18 protein-coding genes are annotated in these 19,887 nt (G+C 72.6%); 1 reads left to right on the top strand and 17 read right to left on the bottom strand.

The features are described 5' to 3' along the window. Positions 1-42 precede the first annotated feature (42 nt). From ACZ4UX_RS29130 to proS, 13 genes are all read right to left on the bottom strand, one after another. A complete protein-coding gene (locus ACZ4UX_RS29130; RefSeq protein WP_030306725.1) occupies positions 43-369 on the bottom strand; it encodes a DUF2469 domain-containing protein in 327 nt (108 codons plus the stop codon). Between the two features lie 55 nt (positions 370-424). Beyond that, positions 425-898 (bottom strand): NUDIX hydrolase, encoded by a 474-nt coding sequence (locus ACZ4UX_RS29135; RefSeq protein WP_396491292.1) that lies wholly within the window; start codon positions 896-898, stop codon positions 425-427. 199 nt (positions 899-1,097) lie between these two features. Beyond that, the gene (gene lepB / locus ACZ4UX_RS29140) at positions 1,098-1,853 is read right to left on the bottom strand and encodes a signal peptidase I (protein WP_465708835.1); all 756 of its coding nucleotides are present in this window, start codon (positions 1,851-1,853) and stop codon (positions 1,098-1,100) included. A gap of 145 nt (positions 1,854-1,998) precedes the next feature. Then, positions 1,999-3,000, bottom strand: a complete 1,002-nt coding sequence (gene lepB / locus ACZ4UX_RS29145; protein WP_465708836.1) for a signal peptidase I — start codon at positions 2,998-3,000, stop codon at positions 1,999-2,001. A 246-nt stretch (positions 3,001-3,246) separates the two neighbouring features. Next, positions 3,247-3,999: a signal peptidase I gene (gene lepB / locus ACZ4UX_RS29150; RefSeq protein WP_465708837.1), complete on the bottom strand. Its 753-nt coding sequence runs from the start codon at positions 3,997-3,999 to the stop codon at positions 3,247-3,249. Positions 4,000-4,186: 187 nt separating this feature from the next. Next, positions 4,187-5,152 carry a signal peptidase I gene (gene lepB / locus ACZ4UX_RS29155; RefSeq protein ID WP_465708838.1) on the bottom strand — a complete coding sequence of 322 codons (966 nt, stop codon included), beginning with the start codon at positions 5,150-5,152 and terminating at the stop codon, positions 4,187-4,189. A 78-nt stretch (positions 5,153-5,230) separates the two neighbouring features. Further along, a complete protein-coding gene (gene rplS, locus ACZ4UX_RS29160; RefSeq protein ID WP_063347674.1) occupies positions 5,231-5,581 on the bottom strand; it encodes a 50S ribosomal protein L19 in 351 nt (116 codons plus the stop codon). A 154-nt stretch (positions 5,582-5,735) separates the two neighbouring features. Further along, positions 5,736-6,554 (bottom strand): tRNA (guanosine(37)-N1)-methyltransferase TrmD, encoded by an 819-nt coding sequence (gene trmD / locus ACZ4UX_RS29165; RefSeq protein WP_465708862.1) that lies wholly within the window; start codon positions 6,552-6,554, stop codon positions 5,736-5,738. A gap of 56 nt (positions 6,555-6,610) precedes the next feature. Next, positions 6,611-7,243, bottom strand: coding sequence for a ribosome maturation factor RimM (gene rimM, locus ACZ4UX_RS29170; RefSeq protein ID WP_465708839.1), 633 nt, complete (start codon positions 7,241-7,243; stop codon positions 6,611-6,613). A gap of 228 nt (positions 7,244-7,471) precedes the next feature. Continuing rightward, positions 7,472-7,711: an RNA-binding protein gene (locus tag ACZ4UX_RS29175; RefSeq protein ID WP_030306741.1), complete on the bottom strand. Its 240-nt coding sequence runs from the start codon at positions 7,709-7,711 to the stop codon at positions 7,472-7,474. A gap of 2 nt (positions 7,712-7,713) precedes the next feature. Then, entirely contained in the window at positions 7,714-8,142 is a 429-nt protein-coding gene (gene rpsP / locus ACZ4UX_RS29180) for a 30S ribosomal protein S16 (RefSeq protein WP_329489770.1), read from the bottom strand. Positions 8,143-8,727: 585 nt separating this feature from the next. Beyond that, positions 8,728-9,306, bottom strand: coding sequence for a hypothetical protein (locus ACZ4UX_RS29185; protein ID WP_329489769.1), 579 nt, complete (start codon positions 9,304-9,306; stop codon positions 8,728-8,730). 788 nt (positions 9,307-10,094) lie between these two features. Then, the gene (gene proS, locus ACZ4UX_RS29190; RefSeq protein WP_329489768.1) at positions 10,095-11,507 is read right to left on the bottom strand and encodes a proline--tRNA ligase; all 1,413 of its coding nucleotides are present in this window, start codon (positions 11,505-11,507) and stop codon (positions 10,095-10,097) included. A 276-nt stretch (positions 11,508-11,783) separates the two neighbouring features. On the opposite strand from proS, the gene ACZ4UX_RS29195 reads away from it, so the two are divergent. Continuing rightward, a complete protein-coding gene (locus tag ACZ4UX_RS29195) occupies positions 11,784-12,608 on the top strand; it encodes a class I SAM-dependent methyltransferase (protein WP_442906858.1) in 825 nt (274 codons plus the stop codon). A gap of 240 nt (positions 12,609-12,848) precedes the next feature. Here the strand turns inward: ACZ4UX_RS29195 and ftsH are convergent, their stop codons facing one another. The 4 genes from ftsH to ACZ4UX_RS29215 form a co-directional block, all read right to left on the bottom strand. Next, a complete protein-coding gene (gene ftsH / locus ACZ4UX_RS29200) occupies positions 12,849-14,792 on the bottom strand; it encodes an ATP-dependent zinc metalloprotease FtsH (protein ID WP_465708840.1) in 1,944 nt (647 codons plus the stop codon). Positions 14,793-14,935: 143 nt separating this feature from the next. After that, complete coding sequence (locus tag ACZ4UX_RS29205; RefSeq protein WP_329489765.1) at positions 14,936-15,478, bottom strand: GNAT family N-acetyltransferase; 543 nt, start codon at positions 15,476-15,478, stop codon at positions 14,936-14,938. A 117-nt stretch (positions 15,479-15,595) separates the two neighbouring features. Next, on the bottom strand, positions 15,596-17,161 hold the full coding sequence (gene ffh, locus ACZ4UX_RS29210; RefSeq protein WP_329492257.1) for a signal recognition particle protein: 1,566 nt from the start codon (positions 17,159-17,161) through the stop codon (positions 15,596-15,598). A gap of 198 nt (positions 17,162-17,359) precedes the next feature. Beyond that, a complete protein-coding gene (locus tag ACZ4UX_RS29215) occupies positions 17,360-19,885 on the bottom strand; it encodes a [protein-PII] uridylyltransferase (RefSeq protein ID WP_465708841.1) in 2,526 nt (841 codons plus the stop codon). Between the last annotated feature and the right edge of the window lie 2 nt (positions 19,886-19,887).

Raw genomic sequence — 19,887 nt, forward strand, 5'->3', positions numbered from 1 at the left:
GTCGAAATTCCCCTGGACACCGCGGGACCGAGCGGTCCAACGTCAGTTCCCGAACCCGGGCTCGTCCGAGGGCAGCTCCAGATCGCTCTTCGCGAGCTCCTCGATGTTCACGTCCTTGAAGGTCAGCACCCGGACCTTACGGACGAACCGGGCCGGCCGGTACATGTCCCAGACCCACGCATCCGCCATCGACACCTCGAAGAAGACCTCGCCCTGGACCGAGTGCACCTGCAGCTCGTAGTCGTTGGTGAGGTAGAAGCGTCGCTCGGTTTCAATCACGTACTTGAACAGGCCGACGACGTCCCGGTACTCCCGGTAGAGCTTGAGCTCCATCTCGGTCTCGTACTTCTCGAGATCTTCGGCACTCATCCAGGCGTCCCCTCAACTTGTCACGTCCACCCATTGTGGACCACCGCACTCACCCTCAGAGCCTTACCGGCGTGACTGGCGGCCCCTCGGCCAGCAGTCGCCCCACGAAGTCCGCCAGCCCGATCGGATAGATCGTTTCGGCGGTCTCCCCCAGCTCCTCGACCGTCCACCAGCGTGCCGCGAGCAGTTCGGCGTGCTCGTCCCTGCCCATCCTCGAATGATCGAGCACCGTCTCCACGGTCCGGGCCAGGTGGAACCACTGCTCCTGTTCGTAGCGCTGCTCCCGAAAGGAGTACGAAACCGTGTCGTACGCAACCACAGGCCCCAGGTCCACGCCCCGCAGCCCCGTCTCCTCGGCGAGCTCGCGCACCGCGGCCTCGCGAATGCTCTCCCCCGGTTCCAGGCCTCCTCCGGGGGTGAACCACCAGGTGACGTCCGGCACCACCGGATCCGAGCCCCGGAAGAGAAGCAGGCGGTCCTGCCCGTCCAACAGCAGGATCCGTGAAGCCTTGCGGTGCTTGGCCGTCATCGCCGCCCTCCCCCCTCCCCTCGTTCGTCGGGCCGATCCCCTCGATCCTGCCACCCGGCGGGACCTGCCGGGGCGATGTTCGGCAGAGCGATCGGGCCACGGTCACCGGCGGTCGCGCCGCCGTCGGCGCCGGCTCGAACTGAGGCTGCGCCGCCGACCGGGGCGGCGGCGCCCGCCGGAGCGGCGGCTGTGGCACCCCTCAAGCGTCGCGGCGGCGTCCCAGCCGGCGGGCCACACCGGCCGCCCCGCTCACTCCACAGGTCACGACGATCAGCGCCGCGCCTACAACGGTGGCGTAGAAGGCCGGCTCCAACGGTCCCGGCTCGCCGGCCTTCGGCCCACCGAGCGCGTCGAAGGCGGTGGTGCGGGCGAACAGACCCGTCCGGCCGAAGGGCAGAACGGTGGCCTCCACCCGGGCCTCCACCTCGGTGGCGGGGATCGTGCCGCCGTCGACCTCCAGGTGGAGGCGGGAGTCGAGCGACCCCTGCCGGTTGTCTCCCAGCAGGAACAGCCGGCCAGGAGGCACGTCCACGCTGAACGCGCTCCCCTGCGGGCCCTGCGCCTCCAGGTACGGCTCTTCCACCGGCTTGCCGTTGACGGTCAGCCGTTGGTCGTCCCCGATGGTCGCCACGGTGTCCCCGCCGACCGCGACCACGCGCTTGACCATGAGTTCACCGCCCCACGCCTGGTCGCGGAAGACCACGACGTCACCCCGGCCGACGTCCTTGCCGTCGATCTGCCGGGCGACGACGGTGTCCCCGACCTTGAGCGTCGGGGTCATCGAGCCGGTCGGAATGCCGTACGGCCGGTAGTCCAGCGCCATGACCACGAATCCGCCGACCAGCAGGACCAGACCGAGCCCGATCAGCACGCCCTGCAGCACCGCGGCCGGCTTGGGCCGGGACCGTCCGGTCGCGGGCGGGCGGTCCGCCGTCGGTGTCGCGACACTGCTCATCGAAACCATCCACCCCTGCCTGACCCGGGACCGCTCATGGCACGCCGGGGCCACAGGCGGAAAACCCGGCGGGCCGTGGCACGTCCGAGCAGATTACTCGTCGGTACCACGGCCCGCGCAAGACCCGGGGGCGACCCGGTGGTGGTCAGGACTGCTTCGCGCGCTCCGACCGGCCCTTCAGCCGGCGCACCAGCGGAAGCAGGCCGACCGCGCCGACCGCCCCGGCCACGGGCGGAACGAACGGCACGGCCGCCGCCAGACCCTTCTGGTCGAAGGTGTCCGGCACCGGCAGCGTCGACCAGTGGTTGATCGGCCAGGCCACCACGAAGGCCCGTCCGATGACCTCGTCCACCGGAACGGTGCCGCCACCCGGCTGGTCCATGTGGAAGCGGGAGTCCAGCGAGTCCGCGCGGTGGTCGCCCATCACCCAGATCCGGCCGTCCGGCACCTTCACCGGGCCGAAGGGCTTCGTCCCGCAGGGGGTGTTACCGGGGAACACATACGGCTCGTTGAGAGCGATCCCGTTGACCTTGACCGGCCCTTCGCCCTCGCACTCGACGGTGTCCCCACCGACCGCGATGACCCGCTTGATCAGGTCCTTCTCGTTCTCGGAGGGCATCAGGCCGACGAAGCTGAGCACGTCCTGCACCCCCCGCACGAAGGAGTTGTCGCTCTGCTTGGTGGGCTCGTCCGCCAGCCAGCCGCCCGGGTCGTGGAACACCACGACCTCGCCCCGCTCGGGCTCGGCTCCGAACCACGGGGTCAGCTTGTCCACCAGGACGCGGTCACCGACCTGAAGCGTGTTCTGCATCGACTCCGACGGAATGGAGAACGCCTGGACGAAGAAAGTCTTGATCACCAGCGCCAGGACCAGCGCGATGCCGATCAGAATCGGCAGTTCCTTCCAGAACGAGCGCTGCTTGTGCTCCTTGCCGCCGGCCTTCTCCTCCGACCCGCCGTCAGAGCTCACGTCGTCCCGGGCGTCGGAACCGTCGCCCGCACCACTGCCCTGCTCGTCCGCGGACTGAACCGCCGCGTCCTCCGCGGAACTCGAAGACACTGCGGACTCCGTCGACCGTTCCGCCCGATGACCGGAGCCCTCGGGCTCTCCGGCGCCTGAGCGGGCGCCGATCACCAAATCCCCCACAACGTCTCCTCCCAGCTGTGCGGACGCCTGCGCGTCCGCGCTCACAGTGCCGCACAGCGGGCACTACCTCCACCATCGACCGTGCCCCGGCCCCAGGGCCGCCCTCTTGGGGGACACCTGACACCGGCACAGCCTCCGGACGCGGCCGTTGTCGCGTACCGGCCGCACCAGCACTTCTCTATCACTCCCAGGCATCCGGCTCGCGCTCCCACGCACGCCGGCCGGCCCTCCACCGGTCAGCCGGGCCTACTCCCGAGGCCGCCCAGGCCTTCGGCCGATGAGCAGAAGGATGCCCAACACACCCATAACGAGCGGAGGTTCCTTCGGAAGCGGCCCAACATCCATCGCTTCCGGCCCAGTTCCACGGACGTCCGCGGACCGGGCCAGCGAGGAGAGTGAACCCGGCGCATCAAGTTGATGGACCCGGCCGACCGGCCAGGCCACCACGAACGCCTGACCGACCACACCACTCAGTGGGATGGTGCCCTGCCCCGGATTACCCATGTGAAAACGGGAGTCGGCCGACACGTCCCGATGATCGCCCATCACCCAGAGCCGCCCCTGCGGCACCTTCACCTTGAACGGCTGGCGGGACGGCGGGTTGCCCGGCGACAGGTACGGCTCGTCCACCGCCGTGCCGTTGACGCTGAGGCGGCCCTGCTCGTCGCAGCACTCCACGGTGTCCCCGCCGACACCGATCACCCGCTTGATCAGATCCTGCTCGCTGTCGGACGGCAGCAGCCCGACGAAAGTGAGGACCTGCTTCGCCCCGCGAAGCACCGGCCCGTCCGTGGACGGCTTGTGGTCGGCCTCCAGCCAACCACCCGGGTCCTTGAACACCACGACGTCGCCGCGCCCCGGCTCGGCACCGAACCAGGGGGTGAGCTTGTCCACCAGCACCCGGTCGCCGATCTGGATGGTCTGCTCCATCGAACCGGAGGGGATGACGAACACCTGCACCATGAAGGTCTTCATCACCAGTGCCACCAGCAGTGCCACCAGGACGATCAGCGGGATCTCGTGCAGGAGCGAGCGCTTGCGGCGGCGCGCGGCCCGGCGGGCGGTACGCCGACGGTCGGCCCGCCCGCGGATGGGCGTCGCTGCCTCCGGGCCGGTCGCCCCCGGTCCGCGTGCTCCCGCCGGATCGTCCGGTACCGCGTCGGACGGTCGGTCCGCCAGGCGGCCCCTACCTCTGGTCCCCATGGCCACCGGTCCCCCCTACCGCGGCGAACGCCGCCGACCGGTCCAGGCCGGTCCAGTGGCCGACCGGGTAGACCACCCACTCCGCCCGTCCGATCACCTTGCCCTCGGGCACGAACCCGCCACCGGGCTCACCCAGGTGGTCCCGCGAGTCACGGGAGGCATCGCGGTGGTCCCCCATGACCCACAGCTTGCCGGCCGGCACCACCACATCGAAGGCCACCTTCGACGGCTCGTCCCCCGGTGCGAGGTAGGAGGACTCGTCGACCGGCACGCCGTTGACGGTGATCCGCGCGCCCGGCCCGGTACTGGTCACCCGGTCCCCGCCGACGCCGATGACGCGCTTGACGTAGACCGAGTCGTCGGCCGGCGCCAGTCCGAGGTCCCGGACGAGCGAGCGCAGTGCGTTCCCGAACCCGGTCGGCTCGGCCGACCCACGCAGGAAGGAGCCCCTCCCGTCGAAGACCACGACATCACCGCGCTGCGGATGCCCTCCGAAGGAGTAGGCCAGTTGGTTCGCGATCAGGCGGTCGCCCGGGCGCAGGCTGTTCTCCATCGACCCGGACGGCACCGCGAACGGCCGCGCCACGAAGGCGTTCACCAGGAGCAGGGACAGCAGGCAGATACCCACCAGCAGAAGGAGGTCACGCGAGCGCGAACGGGGCGCCACCCCGGGCTCGTCCACCGAAACGTCGGCGGAAGCGTCCGCCGAGTCCTCCACCGAGCCGTCGGCCGAGGTCCTTGCGGATTCCGGGACCGCCTCCCGGGGCGCCTGGGCCTCGGGGACGCGCCGGGTGCCCGGCTCGACCACCGGCTCCACCATCGGCGCCGTGGCGGGCACCGGCGCCGCGGCGGGCGCGGTCGTGGAAACGGCCGCGGACCGCGACGGCGAGTCCGCACCGGTGGGTGCGGGACAGCCGTCGCGGTCCGCGGATGGTTCGTGCGTGCTCATCGGGGGGTGAGCTTACCGTGCGGCAGCCGCGCCCCCTAGAGCGCTCCGATCCCCCGGGGAGTACCGGGGGACGGTGGATCAGCGGTCGCGCTTCTCCTTGATCTTCGCGGCCTTGCCGCGGAGGTCACGCAGGTAGTACAGCTTGGCGCGGCGAACCGCACCGCGGGTCACGACCTCGATCTTCTCGACGACCGGGGTGTGCACCGGGAAGGTGCGCTCCACGCCGACGTTGAAGCTGACCTTGCGAACGGTGAAGGTCTCGCCGACACCGGCGCCGTGGCGGCGGATGACGACGCCCTGGAAGACCTGGACACGAGAGCGGTTGCCCTCGATGACCCGGACGTGGACCTTCAGGGTGTCACCGGCGCGGAAGGCCGGAATGTCGCTACGCAGCGAGGCCGCGTCGACAGCAGCGAGCTTGTTGCTCATGTTGCTCTCCATCGCAGGCGCCACGGGCCGCCCACGGAAGTTCGTCACAATGGGGTTCGCTGCGGGCCGCATCGGTTGGCGATGTTCCCCCCGTGGCGAGGGCACCGGACCACGTGACTCCTACGTGAGGAGACCAGCGACAGACAGCAGCGACCTATTCTTCCACACCATCGACCACAGACCGAAATCGACCGAGGTGCTCGTCCCAGGCCAGGCCGAGGATGCTCAGCGCCTCACGGTCCTTCTTGTCGAAGCCGGCGTACTGCCAGCGCTCGACCAGATCGGGGCGGTTCGCCAGGGTCCGGGCGAAGGCCTGCTCGCGCCGCCAGCGGGCGATCCGGCCGTGGTTGCCGCTGAGCAGGACGTCCGGCACGGTCCGGCCGCGCCACTCGGCGGGCTTGGTGTAGACCGGGCCCTCCAGCAGGTCGGCCATGGCGCCGGGCGCGAAGGAGTCGTCCCGGTGGGACTCGGCGTTGCCGAGCACCCCGGGCAGCAGCCGGGCGATCGCCTCGACCATCACCAGCACGGCGACCTCGCCGCCGGCCAGGACGTAGTCGCCGATCGACACCTCGACCACCGGCATCCGGGTGGCCGCCTCCTCGATCACCCGCCGGTCGATGCCCTCGTACCGGGCCGGAGTGAAGGTGAGCCACGGGCGTCCGGCGAGCTCCTGGGCCAGCTCCTGGGTGAAGGGGCGCCCGCTCGGGGTGGGCACCACCAGCGTGGGCACCTCCCCGTCGGGGCCCGCGCTCAGCACGCCGTCCAGCGCCTCACCCCACGGCTCGGGCTTCATCACCATGCCCGGTCCGCCGCCGTACGGGCTGTCGTCCACCGTGCGGTGGATGTCGTGCGTCCAGCCGCGCAGGTCGTGGACGTGCACATCCAGCTGACCGCGGGCGCGGGCCTTGCCGACCAGGGAGATGTTCAGCGGCTCCAGGTACTCGGGGAAGATCGTGACGACGTCGATCCGCATCCCGTCCTGGACGCCCCGCACCGCGGGCGGCTCCTGCGGCGACAGCTCCTCGGCGGTCACTCCGACTCCTCCGGATCCACCGACTCGTCCGACCCGTCCGACTTGTCCGACCTGTCTGACCCCGCCGACCCGTCCGACGCATCCGCGTCGTCCGACTCGCCCCGCACGACCTCGGCCTGCTCCGGGTCGATCAGGCCGCCCGGCGGGTCGATGACGACGCGCTGGTTCTCCAGGTCGATGGTCGGCACGATGCGGGTGACGAAGGGCACCAGCACCTCCGTCCCGTCGGGCTTCTCCACCGTGAGCAGGTCCTGGTACGGGAGGTGGACGACCTCGGTGAGCTCGCCGACCGGGGTGCCGTCGAGCAGGACGACGTCCAGACCGATCAGCTGGTGGTCGTAGTACTCCTCCGGGTCCTCGGGGCTCTCCTCCGGGTCGACCTCGGCGATCAGGACGGTGCCGCGCAGGGCTTCTGCGTCGTTGCGGTCCTTGACGCCGGCGAAGCGCAGCAGCAGCCGGCCGCTGTGCACCTTGCCGGACTCGACGGTCAGCGGTCCGGCCGACGCGGGGTCGGTGAGGAGGACGGCACCCGGACCGAGCCGGAGTTCCGGCTCATCGGTGCGGACCTCGACACTGACATCCCCCTTGATGCCGTGGGCGCGGCCGATCTTGCCGACGACGAGCTGCACGGTGATCGTTCTCCTGGGTGCTGGGTGCTGGGTGCTGACGCTGGGCACTGGGTGTGGGTGCTGGTACGGGGTACCAACGGTGTGGTCGCCGCGACGGGTCCCGGTGCTGGAGCACAGGGCCGCGGAGGCGGGGGCACGGCGAGAAGGCGGTCGGGAACAGAGAAAGGCCGGCCGGGACGACATGCGTCCCGACCGGCCTCAAGCCTGACGGCTGAACGAGCAGCAGCGTCAGCGAATGCTGTCCACGTCGACCAGGTCGACACGGACGTTGCGACCGCCGAGGGCGCCGACAACGGTGCGCAGTGCACGCGCCGTGCGGCCGCCCCGGCCGATCACCTTGCCGAGGTCATCGGGGTGCACACGCACCTCGATGGTGTTCCCCCGACGCAGGTTGCGCGAACGCACCTGCACCTCGTCGGGGTGCTCGACGATGCCCTTCACCAAGTGGTCGAGGGCGTCCTCGATCACGATCAGGCCTCGACGGCGGCGTCGGCGTCAGCCTCCGCCTTGTCCGACTTCTTGGCCTTCGGGGTGATGGCAACACCGGTGGTGGCGTCCTCGAAGCCGGCGACGGCCTTCGCGAACAGGTGCGAGAAGTCCTCGACCTTGGGCTCGGCAACCAGCAGCGGAGCCGGGGCCGGCAGGCCCTTGAACTTCTGCCAGTCGCCGGTCAGCTTGAGGATGGCGAGAACCGGCTCGGTCGGCTGGGCGCCGACGGACAGCCAGTACTGGGCGCGCTCGCCGTCGACCTCGATCTTCGAGGGGTTGTAGGTCGGCTGGTAGATGCCGATCTCCTCGATCGCGCGGCCGTCACGCTTGGTGCGCGAGTCGGCGACGACGATGCGGTAGTGCGGGGAGCGAATCTTGCCGAGACGCTTGAGCTTGATCTTGACTGCCACGGGAGTGGATTCTCCTGGTGTTGACGTGGGTGAGCGGCCGCACCGTCGCGTGGGGTTGCGAGGCTGGCCGTTCAAGGGACACGCCAGCCGTAGGAGAGAGGGGTCCTGCTCGGCTGCCGAGTACTCAGCTGTCCATTCTGCCATACCGGCGCGAACCGCCTCGCCGCCGCCCGCTCGGCCCGACCGCCACCGACCACGGCCCGAAGCCGCCCGGTCAACGCTCGGTCACGCCCAGAAGCGCTCGTCCGGCACTGGCCCGGCATCCGACCGGCACTCGCCCGGCAACCGACCGGCAACCGACCGGCACAGCCACTCCCCGGAGCCGCCCGGCCGACACCCGGCCACGGCCCACCACCGCCCCTCACCGGCCCACCACTCGGACCGCCACACCACCGGCCGGCGCGGTCCACCCGCGGCCGACCGCCGAAACAGGTCGACCGGGAGCCCCCGCTCCCGGTCAGCCCAACACATCACAGCCGCCGGTCAGGGCCGCCGATCGGTCGTCCCGATCAGCCCTGCCGGCCGAGGCCGTCGATCGCTCCGGCCGGACGCACTGCCCGCACAGTCGCCGGCCGGCTCCCCACGCTACGCGATCTTGAACGGCTGCTGGCAGGCACCGCAGACGATGGACGCCTGCGCGAGGACCGACGGCACGACGCGGACGTTGCGCCCGCACCCGCAGACCGCCTTGACCCGGACGCCGCCCCCGGAGGAGCCGTGCCGGGCCGCCGGACCGCGGAAGGCGCGCGAGACGCCGTCCCCGGCCACCGCCTCCTGGTGGGCGCCGAGAGCCCGGTCCAGCCGCTCGATGGTCTCGGCGTACCGCTCCTGCGTCTCCTTGAGCATGGTCACCTGGGAGAAGCCGCTGCTCGCATGCGGCTCGACCGGGTGCGCCAGGCCCAGCTCGGAAGCCAGGAGCAGGAAGCGCCGGTTGTGGTAGCGGCCGGCCCGCGAGGTGTCCCGGATGTCCCGGGCCGCGGCCAGACCGTGGGCAGCCTCGTGGAGGAGCCGCTCGAAACCGAGCCGCGTGCCACAGGCCGAGGAGGACTCGCCGATCAACGCCTCGGGCGAGGCGAGGTCGGGGAGGTCCTGATGGAAGGCCTGGATGTCACTCCAGGCGGCGGCCAGTTCGGCCGCGAGAACGAGGGGCTGTGTCGTGCTCACGCTAGACCAACGACGGAGTGCGAGCCGATGTTCCGCGTGTTCCCGATCTCCTGGAATTCCCAGGAAACTCTCAGGAATGTACGAGCGCGCGCGAAATGCGCGTTCCGGATCTGACGCAAGACCAACCCCCTGCCGGTTTGGGCCCGTCGTAGCTCGGCGGACCTCGTCATTTCCGTCCGGGGGGCGGGCTGTCGCACCCAGGACGTACGGCCCGTGGTCCTGTCGAGTTGACAGGGCCACGGGCCGTACACCGTACCGCTATTCCGTTAATACCGGCAGTTGACCGGCCAGTAGGGATGTCGACTGGTGAGACGGGCGGCGGACGGTTACCGCCGGAATTCCCGACGGCGGTTGTCGACCGGATGTCCGACGGATGTCTCACGGTTGTCGGGCAGCTGCCGGATCATTGCCGTCCGCTGCCAGAAATCGCCAGTACCTGTCGGTTTCCAACATCGACGACCAACGTCAGCCATCGCCTCGCCCGGGGCGTCCCGAGACCGCACCAGGCCCGTCCGGCGGGCCGCGGGTCAACCGGCCCGAGATCCGCCGGTCCGCCCACGTCCGAGCGGTCCCAGCGGTCCCAGCAGCCCGAGCCCGAACGGCCCCAGCGGTCCCAGCGGCCCCAGCAGCCCGAACGGCCCAACCGACCCGAACGCCCCCACAGACGCAGACCCGCCGGCGCACCGCTGTCGGTGCGCCGGCGGATCCGCGCGCCGTTCAGTGGGCGGCGCGGGCCGGTCGGTGGACGTGGCCGGTCAGCGGCCGGGCAGTCGCCGGTCAGCGGCCGATCAGTAGGCGCGGGCCACGATCGCGATGTTGCCGTCCTGGTCGTCCGTCTGCGGCACCGAGCCGTCGGCGGCCACGATGCAGCGCACCGAGACGCCCTGCTCGGCCAGCTTGGCCTCGCCCTCCGGGCCCAGCTCGGCCCAGGAGATCCGGCCCCAGCCGGTGGCGGCGGCCTCGACGGCCTCGTCCAGGTTGGTCACGTCGACCGTGCGGGACTCGCGGCGCTCGCGGGACTGGCGCAGCAGCAGCGCCTGGTCCTCCTCCAGGACACCCGGGAGCAGCTCGGCCAGCGCGTCGATCGAGACCGGCTCCTTGCCGCCGGGGATGCGGCGGGCCAGCATCGCGGTGCCGTTCTCCAGGTCGCGCGGGCCGACCTCGATGCGCAGCGGCACGCCCTTGAGCTCCCAGTCCACGGCGCGGCGGCCGAACGGGGTGTCGGTGCGGTCGTCGACGACCACGCGGATGCCGACGGCCTCCAGCCGGGCGCCGATCTCGCGCACCTTGGCGATGACCGCGTCGTCGCCCTTGATGGCGAGGACGACGGCCTGGACGGCGGCCAGGCGCGGGGGCACCCGCAGGCCGTTGTCGTCGCCGTGGGACATGATCAGGCCGCCGACCATACGGGTCGAGACGCCCCAGGAGGTCTGCCAGACGTACTCGCGCTCGGCGCCCTGGAGCTGGTAGGTGGTGTTGAACGCCTTGGCGAAGTTCTGGCCCAGCTCGTGGCTGGTGCCCATCTGCAGCGCCTTGCCGTCGCCCATCATGCCTTCGAGGGTGAGGGTGTTGATCGCGCCGGCGAAGCGCTCCTTGGCGGTCTTGCGGCCGAGCACGACATCGATGCCGAGCACGTTGGTCATGAAGTCGCCGTAGACCTGGGTGTGGATCATCGAGGCGTACTCACGGGCGTCCTCGTACGTGGCGTGGGCGGTGTGGCCCTCCTGCCAGAGGAACTCGGTGGTCCGGAGGAAGACCCGCGGACGCAGCTCCCAGCGGACGACGTTGGCCCACTGGTTGATCAGCAGGGGCAGGTCGCGGTGGCTCTGCACCCACTTCGAGAAGTACTCGTTGATGATGGTCTCGGAGGTCGGCCGGACGACGACCGGCTCGTCCAGCTGCTTGCCGCCGCCGTGGGTGACCACGGCGAGCTCGGGGGCGAAGCCTTCGACGTGCTCCGCTTCCTTGGTCAGGTAGGACTGCGGGATGAACATCGGGAAGTAGGCGTTCTGCGCGCCTGCCTTCTTGATGCGGGCGTCCATCTCCTGCTGCATCCGCTCCCACAGGCCGTAGCCGTACGGTCGGATGACCATGGTGCCGCGCACCGGACCGTTGTCGGCCAGCTCAGCCTTGTTGATGAGGTCCTGGTACCAGCGCGGGAAGTCGTCCGCCTGGGGGGTGAGAACGGGTGCCTTTGCCATGGGGCGAATGGTACGGGGACAAGGGGCCTGACTTCGAATCCGTTCCACGGAACCGGTTCGCGCGCAAGCCGTCCCCTTCCCGCCCGGGCCGGGACGGTGCCCGGGCCGCCCGGCGGCCGAAGGGCGCCCCGGTTCCGCCAGGGGGCGCACGACCGCGACACGCGCGCACCACCCTGCACCCCTCTGGACGCCGCGCCCGAGCCGCTGTTCGCTGGAGTGGGGCGGGACTTTGGGGGAGCCGTAGCAGGACACCGAAGGACCGGATGGGAGGCCGCGATGGCTTCAGCTCGAACGACCGGCACGACCGTACGACCCACAGGCGCACATCCGCACGACCGGCGGGCCGCGGGGGCGTGGCCCGCGCGGGCGCGCGACTGGGCGGAGATCCAGGAACGCATGCTGGTACCGCTCTACGAGGCGGTCTACGCCCGGCTGGAGGTCGGCCCGGCGAGCAGCGTGCTCGGCCTGGGCTGCCGCTCCGGCCTGGCGCTGCTGCTGGCCGCCGGGCGGGGTGCCCAGGTCGCCGGTCTGGAGCCGCACGACGAGCTGCGCGAGCTGGCGCGGGACCGTCGGCTGAAGGTGGGCGCGGGTGCCCGGCCACCGGCGGAGGTCCCCCGCTCGGCCTATTCGCTGGTCACGGTTTTCGAGCAGCTGCCGGGGGCCGCCGATCCGCAGCGCGTGGTGACCGACGCGGCCCGGCTGACGCTGCGCGGCGGGCACGTGGTGCTGGCCGCCTGGGGCCCGCCGGAGCGCTGCGAGAGCGCGGCCGTCCTGGACGTGGCCCGGCGGATGGCCGGGCGCACCACCGCACGCGACCCGTTCGGGCTGAGCACGCCCGGCGCCCTGGAGGACCTGCTCGGGCCGGCCCGCCTGCGCCCGGCCGGCAGCGGCCGGGTGAGCTGCCCGTTCGCCTATCCGGACCTGGACAGCGCGGTGCGCGGACTGCTCTCCACCGGTCTCTACGACGCGGCGGCGGAGTTCTCCGGGCTGTCGCTGGTGGCGAAGGAGCTGGAGGAGGCGCTGCAGCCGTACCTGCGGCCGGACGGCTCGGTCCGGATGGAGAACGTGTTCCGGTACCTGATCGCCGACCAGCCGCGGTAGCCCGACCGGCCCGGGAGCGACCGGCCCCGGAGTGACCGGCCCCGGAGCGACCGGCCCCGGAGCGACCGGCGAGCGACCGCGTGGCCCACAGCGCGACAGAACCGCACCACAGCACCACCGAGCCGCCGAACAGCGAACAGCCGAGCCGCACCACCGGACAGCCCAGCCGCCGCACCGCCCCACCACCGGAGCCGGAACGGGGGCGCCCGCAGCCATCGCGGACGCCCCCGTTCGGCCGGCTCACGCCTGGTCGAGCGCCTTCCGGGGCACCCCGGCGGCCCGGTACGCCGCCTCCTCGTCCAGCGTCTCGGCCTCCAGCAGCGCGGCCGCCAGCGCGTCCAGCCTGGCCCGCTGCTCGGTCAGCAGCCGCACCGCCTCCTCGTAGCACTCGGCGACGATCCGCCGGGCCTCCTCGTCGACCGCGTCCAGCGTGGTCGGCGCCGCGGAGAGCCCGTACGCGCCCTGCGGGTCGGAGGGGACGGCCGTGAGCCGGCCGACCCGCTCGCTCATCCCCCAGCGGCCGGCCATCCCCCGGGCGATGTTGGTGACCTGCTCCAGGTCGCTCTCCGCACCGGTGGTGATCACCCCGTAGACCACCTGCTCGGCGGCCATCCCACCGAGCGCGCCGATGATCCGGCCGCGCAGGTAGGGCTCGGTGTACGAGTAGCGGTCGGTCTCGGGGGTGGACAGGGTGACGCCGAGGGCGCGGCCGCGCGGCACGATGGTGATCTTGCGGACCGGGTCGGCGCCGGGCTGGAGCATGCCGAGCAGGGCGTGGCCGCTCTCGTGGTACGCCGTGCGCTCCCGCTCGGCCTGCGGCATGACCAGCGGCCGGACGGCGCCCAGCTGGACCTTCTCCAGCGCGTCCGAGAGGTCCCGCTCCCCCACCGCGTCCTGCTTGCGCTTGACGGCCAGCAGGGCGGCCTCGTTGACCAGGTTCGCCAGCTCGGCGCCGGTCATGCCGGGGGTGACCTTGGCCAGCTGGTGGAGATCGGTGTCCCCGGCCAGCGGGACGGTCCGGGTGTGGATCCGCAGGATGGCCGCGCGGCCGTCGCGGTCCGGCGGGCTGACGGTGATCCGCCGGTCGAAGCGGCCGGGGCGCAGCAGGGCCGGGTCGAGGACGTCCGCCCGGTTGGTGGCGGCGATGACGATGACGCCCTCGGAGCCGGTGAAGCCGTCCATCTCGGTGAGGATCTGGTTGAGCGTCTGCTCGCGCTCGTCGTGGCCGCCCATGCCGCCGCTGCCGCCGCGCTGGCGGCCGATGGTGTCGATCTCGTCGATGAAGACGATCGCGGGGGCGACCTTGCGGGCCTCCGCGAACAGCTCCCGGACCCGGCCGGCGCCGACGCCGACGATCATCTCGATGAACTCCGAGGCCGAGGCGGAGAAGAACGGCACGTCGGCCTCGCCGGCGACGGCCCGGGCGAGCAGGGTCTTGCCGGTGCCGGGCGGACCGGCGAGCAGCACCCCGCGCGGCATCTTGGCGCCGAGCCGCCGGTAGTGCTGCGGGTTCTTCAGGAAGTCGACCACCTCGGCGAGTTCGGCCTCGACCTCGTCGATGCCGGCCACGTCGGCGAAGGTGGTGCGCTTGCCCTGCTCGGCGGTGACCGGCTTGGGCGGGGCCTTGCGGCCGAGCGGGCCGCCGCCCATGCCGCCGGCCATCCGGCGGGCCAGCAGCACCCAGATCAGGATCAGCAGGAGCATCGGGGCGAGCGAGATCAGCAGGTTGGCGAGGAAGCTGCGCTGCTGGACCACCGGCTTGGCGGTGACCTCGACGCCCTGCTGCTGGAGGGTGGTCCAGAGGCTGTCGCCCGCGAAGGACGGGCGCTGGGTGTCGAACTCGGTGTAGTCGCCCTTGGCGCCGTCCGGCTTGGGCGCCGCGCTCTTGAGGGTGCCCTCGATGGAGTCGCCCTTGGAGTAGATCTTGGTGACGTTGCCGTTGTTGAGCTGGTTGTTGAACTCCGTGTAGGAGATCGTCGTCGCGCCGGCGTTGCCGAAGAAGGACAGCAGCAGGTCGGTGATCAGGAACACCACGAGGGCGGTGAGCACGAGGCCGATCCAGCCGCCGGGCATCTTGCGACGGGGCGGCTGCGGGGGTGGGGCACCCTCGGAGCGCCAGGGCTGGTCGGGGGTCCGGCGCGGCGGTACGGGATCGGTCACCTGTCGGACAATACGGACATTCATCCGGGTGAGACAGCCGCAACGCCGCGCCCGTACGGCCGCACCACGGGCACCCGGGGCGCCCCGGACACCCGCCACGCCGCGCCGCTCACCCCGCCTCGGCGCCGCGCCGCTCCCCCCGCGCCGCTCTCCCGCCCCGCGCCGCGCTACTCCCCCGCGCCGGGCCACTCCTCGGCGGTCAGCGCGAACCGCTCGTGGTCCCGCCAGGCGCCGCTCAGGAACAGCATCCGGGGCGTGTACCCCTCGTGCCGGAAGCCGAGCCGCTTGGCCAGCCCGATCGAACGCGCGTTGTCCGGCTGCACGTTGATCTCCAGGCGGTGCAGGCCGAGACCACCGGCCGTCTGCGGGGCGAAGCAGCGGTCCAGCACCAGCCGCATGCCCTCGCTCATCCGGCCGGTCCCGGCGAACGGCACGTACGAGTCGTAGCCGAGCGCGCCGTTGCAGAACCGGCCCATCACGATGTTGGCGACGTTCACCTTGCCGACCAGCCCACCGGTGGCCTGATCGACGATCAGGAAGGTGCGCAGACCGGCGCCCTGGCGCTCCAGGAGATCGGGGAGCCCGTTCGGCTCGACCGGGTTCCACCGCCCGATGTGCTCGGCGGACCGGCGGACGGCCTCGGCGTACGGAACCTCGTCGTCGGCCCGTGGGGCCCTGATCGTCACTCTCACCCCACCATCATCGGACATGTGAACGGCCCGCCACCCGGATACCCCGGGTGGCGGGCCGTTCGAACGCCGACGGCGGCCCCGGACGGTGCCGGGGGCGGGCCGGTGCCGCGGGAACCGCGGCAGGACCTACAGGACCTACAGCAGGTCCTTGAACTCCTTGGGCAGCTCGAAGTCGGACGGGCCCTTGCCCGCGCCGAGGCCGAAGGCGCCGCCCTGGGCCGGCGGCTGGCCGGCGCCCGGGCCGAGCGCGCGGCGCTCGGCGGCCGCGGCCTCCTCCTGCGCGCGCTTCAGCGGGTTGCCGCTCTTGCGCTTGCCCTTGGCGGCCGGGGCCTTCTTGGCGGACTTCTTCGAGCCGCCGCCCATTCCCGGGATCCCCGGCATACCGGGGATGCCCTTGCCGGAGGCCATCGCCGACATCATCTTGCGGGCCTCGAAGAACCGCTCGACCAGGTTGTTGACCTCGCCGACCTGGACGCCCGAACCCTTGGCGATGCGCAGCCGGCGCGAGCCGTTGATGAGCTTGGGGTCGGTCCGCTCGGCCGGGGTCATCGACTTGATGATGGCGCCGACGCGGTCGACGTCCTTGTCGTCGATGTTGTTGATCTGGTCGCGGATCTGGCCCATGCCGGGCAGCATGCCCAGCAGCTTGGAGATCGAGCCCATCTTCCGGACCTGCTCCAGCTGGTCCAGGAAGTCGTCGAGCGTGAAGTCCTTGCCGCCGCCCTGCAGCTTGGAGGCGATCTTCTCGGCCTCGGCCTGCGAGAAGGTCTGCTCGGCCTTCTCGATCAGCGAGAGCATGTCGCCCATGCCGAGGATGCGCGAGGCCATCCGGTCCGGGTGGAAGGCGTCGAAGTCGTCGACCTTCTCGCCGTTGGAGGCGAACATGATCTGCCGGCCGGTGACGTGCGCGACCGACAGGGCGGCGCCACCGCGGGCGTCGCCGTCGAGCTTGGACAGCACCACACCGGTGAAGTCGACACCGTCGAGGAAGGCCTGCGCGGTGGTGACCGCGTCCTGGCCGATCATCGCGTCGACGACGAACAGGACCTCGTCCGGGTTCACCGCGGCCCGGATGTCGGCGGCCTGCTGCATCAGCTCGGCGTCGATGCCCAGACGGCCGGCGGTGTCGACGACGACGACGTCGTACTGCTTCTGCTTGGCGTACTCGATCGAGTCGCGGGCGACCTGCACCGGGTCGCCGACGCCGTTGCCCGGCTGCGGGCCGTAGAAGGCCACGCCCGCGCGCTCCGCGACCACCTGGAGCTGGTTGACGGCGTTGGGGCGCTGGAGGTCGCAGGCGACCAGCAGCGGGGTGTGCTTCTGCTGCTTCAGCCAGTGGCCGAGCTTGCCGGCGAGGGTGGTCTTACCGGCGCCCTGGAGGCCGGCGAGCATGATCACCGTGGGGCCGCTCTTGGCGAACCTCACCCGGCGGGTCTCGCCGCCGAGGATCGCGATGAGCTCCTCGTTGACGATCTTGATGATCTGCTGGGCGGGGTTCAGCGCGCCGGAGACCTCGGCGCCGAGGGCCCGCTCCTTGACCTGCTTGATGAAGGCCCGCACGACCGGCAGCGCGACGTCCGCCTCCAGCAGCGCGATGCGGATCTCGCGGGTGGTGGCGTCGATGTCCGCCTCGCTGAGGCGGCCCTTGCCCCGGAGGTTCTTGAACGTCGCTGCGAGGCGATCGGAAAGGGTGTCGAACACGTCGTCGCGGGTCCTCTGCGGCATCGGGATCAGTACGGTCGTCGCCCCCAAGGGTATCCGTCCGCCCTGGCAACGGTCTCCACCCCCGGACGAACCGGCCCGGGGGCGCCCGGAGCGGGCGGCTCCGACGGCCGCCCGCAGGCCCCGCGGCCGCCCCGCGAGGGCGGCGACGGGGCCCCGGCGGGCGTCGGGGCCCGGTCAGCCCAGCGCCGCCCGGACGGCCTGCGCCACCTCCCCGGCCCGCCGGCCGGAGAGCGGCCGGCCCGCCTGGTCGGTCAGGTAGAAGGAGTCCACGGCCTCCGCCCCGAGCGTGCTGACGTGCGCCGTCCGGACCCGGACGCCGGCGCCGTCCAGGGCCCGGCCGATCCGGTGCAGCAGGCCGGGGGCGTCATGGGCGCGCACCTCCAGCACCGTCGCCGTCGCCGAGGCCACCTCGGGCGCGACGGCGACCACCGGTGGCGGGGTGGGGATGCCGCGCCGGCGCGGGGCGGCCGCGTCGCGCTCGGCGAGCCGCCGCGAGACGTCCAGCGAGCCGTCCAGCGCCCGGCGCAGGTCGGCCCGGAGCCGGGCCGCCTCGGGCAGCTCGCCGAACTCGGCGGCCACCGTCCAGGACAGCAGCAGCACCGGGCCGGCGCCGATCGGGTCCAGCTCGCGCAGGCCCGCCGAGCGGACGGTCAGCCGGTGCAGGGCCAGCACCCCGGCGACCGTGCCGAGCAGACCCGGCCGGTCGGGCACGGCGAGGGTCAGCCGCACGCCCATCGGCTCGGTGCCCGGCTGGTCGTCCCCGTCGGCCTGGGCCAGCAGCGAGAGCGCCGGACCGCCCGTCCGGGCCGCCTCGACGGCGAGCCGCTCCTGTTCGGCGGTCGGCGCCGCCTCCCCCGCGTGGGAGCCCCACCGGCCCGGGTCTGGCGACGGGTACGCGCCGGCCAGCCGGTCGGCGGCCCGGGCCGCCAGGCCCTCCACCAGCGAGGCCCGCCAGCGGCTCCAGGCGGCCGGGCCGGTGGCGGTCGCGTCGGCCTCGGTCAGCGCGTGCAGCAGCTCCAGCTGCGGCAGGGTGACGACCACCTTGGTGATCGCCTCCACGGTGGCGGGGTCGTCCGGATCCCGCCGGGTCGCGGTCTCCACCAGCGTCAGGTGGTGGCGGACCAGCACGGCGAGGGTCTCCACGGACTCGTGGTCGAAGCCCATCCGGGCGGCCACGTCGCGGACGATCACCTCGCCCGCCTCGCTGTGGTCGCCGGGCCAGCCCTTGCCGATGTCGTGCAGCAGCGCCGCGACCAGCAGGAGGTCCGGCCGGGCCACCCGGCGGGTCATCGCGGCGGCCCGCACGGCCGTCTCCACCAGGTGCCGGTCGACCGTCCAGCGGTGCACCGCGTTGCGCTGCGGGCGGCAGCGCACGCGCTCCCAGTCCGGCAGCAGCCGGGTGATCAGCCCCTCCGCCTCCAGCGCCTCCCAGACCGGCAGGCAGGCCTCCCCGGCGCCGAGCAGGGTGACCAGTTGCTCGCGCGCCTCGTCCGGCCAGGGCACCGGCAGCGGGCGGCACTCGGCGGCCAGCCGGCGGACCGTCGCGTAGGAGATGGTGAGCCCGTTCTGCGCCGCCGCGGCCGCCGCGCGCAGCGGCAGCACCGGGTCGGCGGCCGGGCGGGCCCCCTGGGCGAGCACCGCCTCGCCGTCCTGCTCGACGACGCCCTCGGCGAGCGGTCGGCGCTGGACCGCGCCGCGGGCCACCGCGCCGCCGCCCCGACCGGTGCCGGTGAACGGGAAGGAGAGCCGGGAGGAGCGCCGGCCCCGGGTGGTCCTGGCGGCCAGCACCCGGTCCACCGCCCGCCAGGTGACGTCACTCGCGTAGGCGATGGTCCGCGCGGCCTCGTACACCTGGCGCAGCAGGGTGTCGGCGTCCAGTACGCCGAGCCGTTCGGCGACCTGGTCCTGGTCCTGGAGGCTGAGCCGCTCCGTGGCCCGGCCGGTGACCAGGTGCAGCGCGTCCCGCACGTCCGCCAGCCGCAGGGCGGCGGCGTCCAGGCCGTCGCGCGGGGCGTCGGCCAGCCAGGTGGCGGCGATCGCGTTGAGCGCGACCACGTCGCGCAGGCCGCCGCGGGCCTCCTTGAGGTCCGGCTCCAGCAGGAAGGAGAGCTCGCCGTGGCGCTCGGCCCGCTCGCGGCCGAGTTCGCGCAGCTCGGGCAGGCGGTTCGGGGCGCCGGCGCGCCAGTCGGCGAGCACGGCGGAGCGCAGCCCGGCGGTGAGCTCCCGGTCGCCGGCGATGTGCCGGGCGTCGAGCAGGCCGAGCTGGGCCTTGAGGTCGTCGGCGGCGACGGTCCGAGCCTCGGCGAGGGTGCGGACGGAGTGGTCGAGCGAGGCGCCGGCGTCCCAGACCGGGTACCAGATGCGTTCGGGCAGTTCCGGGTCGAGCGGACCGTCGTGCAGCAGCAGGACGTCGAGGTCGCTGCGCGGGGAGAGTTCGCCGCGCCCGTAGCCGCCGACCGCGACCAGGGCGACGCCGGCCGGGGCACCGGCCGCCGCCAGCAGTCCGGCCAGCCACTCGTCGGTGAGCGCGGCCAGCGCGGTGCGGCGGGCGGTTCCGACGAGGCCGGGCGTGTCCAGCAGTCGGGCCCGGGCGGCGCCGTGGTCGGGCGGGCCGTCGTCCCCGGACGGGCGCACGGGGGGAGTCGCGGGAGTCGCGGGCCCGGCGGCGGGCCGGGAGGGCGGGTCTGGCTGCGTGGTCATCG

This window comes from Kitasatospora sp. NPDC028961, from assembly GCF_055564815.1.

Coding starts and splice junctions, on each gene's coding strand:
- trmD (WP_465708862.1), bottom strand. CDS start 6,554: ATGCGGATCGACGTCGTCACGATCTTCCCCGAGTACCTGGAGCCGCTG.
- ACZ4UX_RS29130 (WP_030306725.1), bottom strand. CDS start 369: ATGAGTGCCGAAGATCTCGAGAAGTACGAGACCGAGATGGAGCTCAAG.
- ftsH (WP_465708840.1), bottom strand. CDS start 14,792: ATGAATGTCCGTATTGTCCGACAGGTGACCGATCCCGTACCGCCGCGC.
- lepB (WP_465708838.1), bottom strand. CDS start 5,152: ATGAGCACGCACGAACCATCCGCGGACCGCGACGGCTGTCCCGCACCC.
- lepB (WP_465708835.1), bottom strand. CDS start 1,853: ATGAGCAGTGTCGCGACACCGACGGCGGACCGCCCGCCCGCGACCGGA.
- ACZ4UX_RS29205 (WP_329489765.1), bottom strand. CDS start 15,478: ATGTCCGATGATGGTGGGGTGAGAGTGACGATCAGGGCCCCACGGGCC.
- ACZ4UX_RS29195 (WP_442906858.1), top strand. CDS start 11,784: ATGGCTTCAGCTCGAACGACCGGCACGACCGTACGACCCACAGGCGCA.
- rplS (WP_063347674.1), bottom strand. CDS start 5,581: ATGAGCAACAAGCTCGCTGCTGTCGACGCGGCCTCGCTGCGTAGCGAC.
- proS (WP_329489768.1), bottom strand. CDS start 11,507: ATGGCAAAGGCACCCGTTCTCACCCCCCAGGCGGACGACTTCCCGCGC.
- ACZ4UX_RS29215 (WP_465708841.1), bottom strand. CDS start 19,885: ATGACCACGCAGCCAGACCCGCCCTCCCGGCCCGCCGCCGGGCCCGCG.
- ACZ4UX_RS29135 (WP_396491292.1), bottom strand. CDS start 898: ATGACGGCCAAGCACCGCAAGGCTTCACGGATCCTGCTGTTGGACGGG.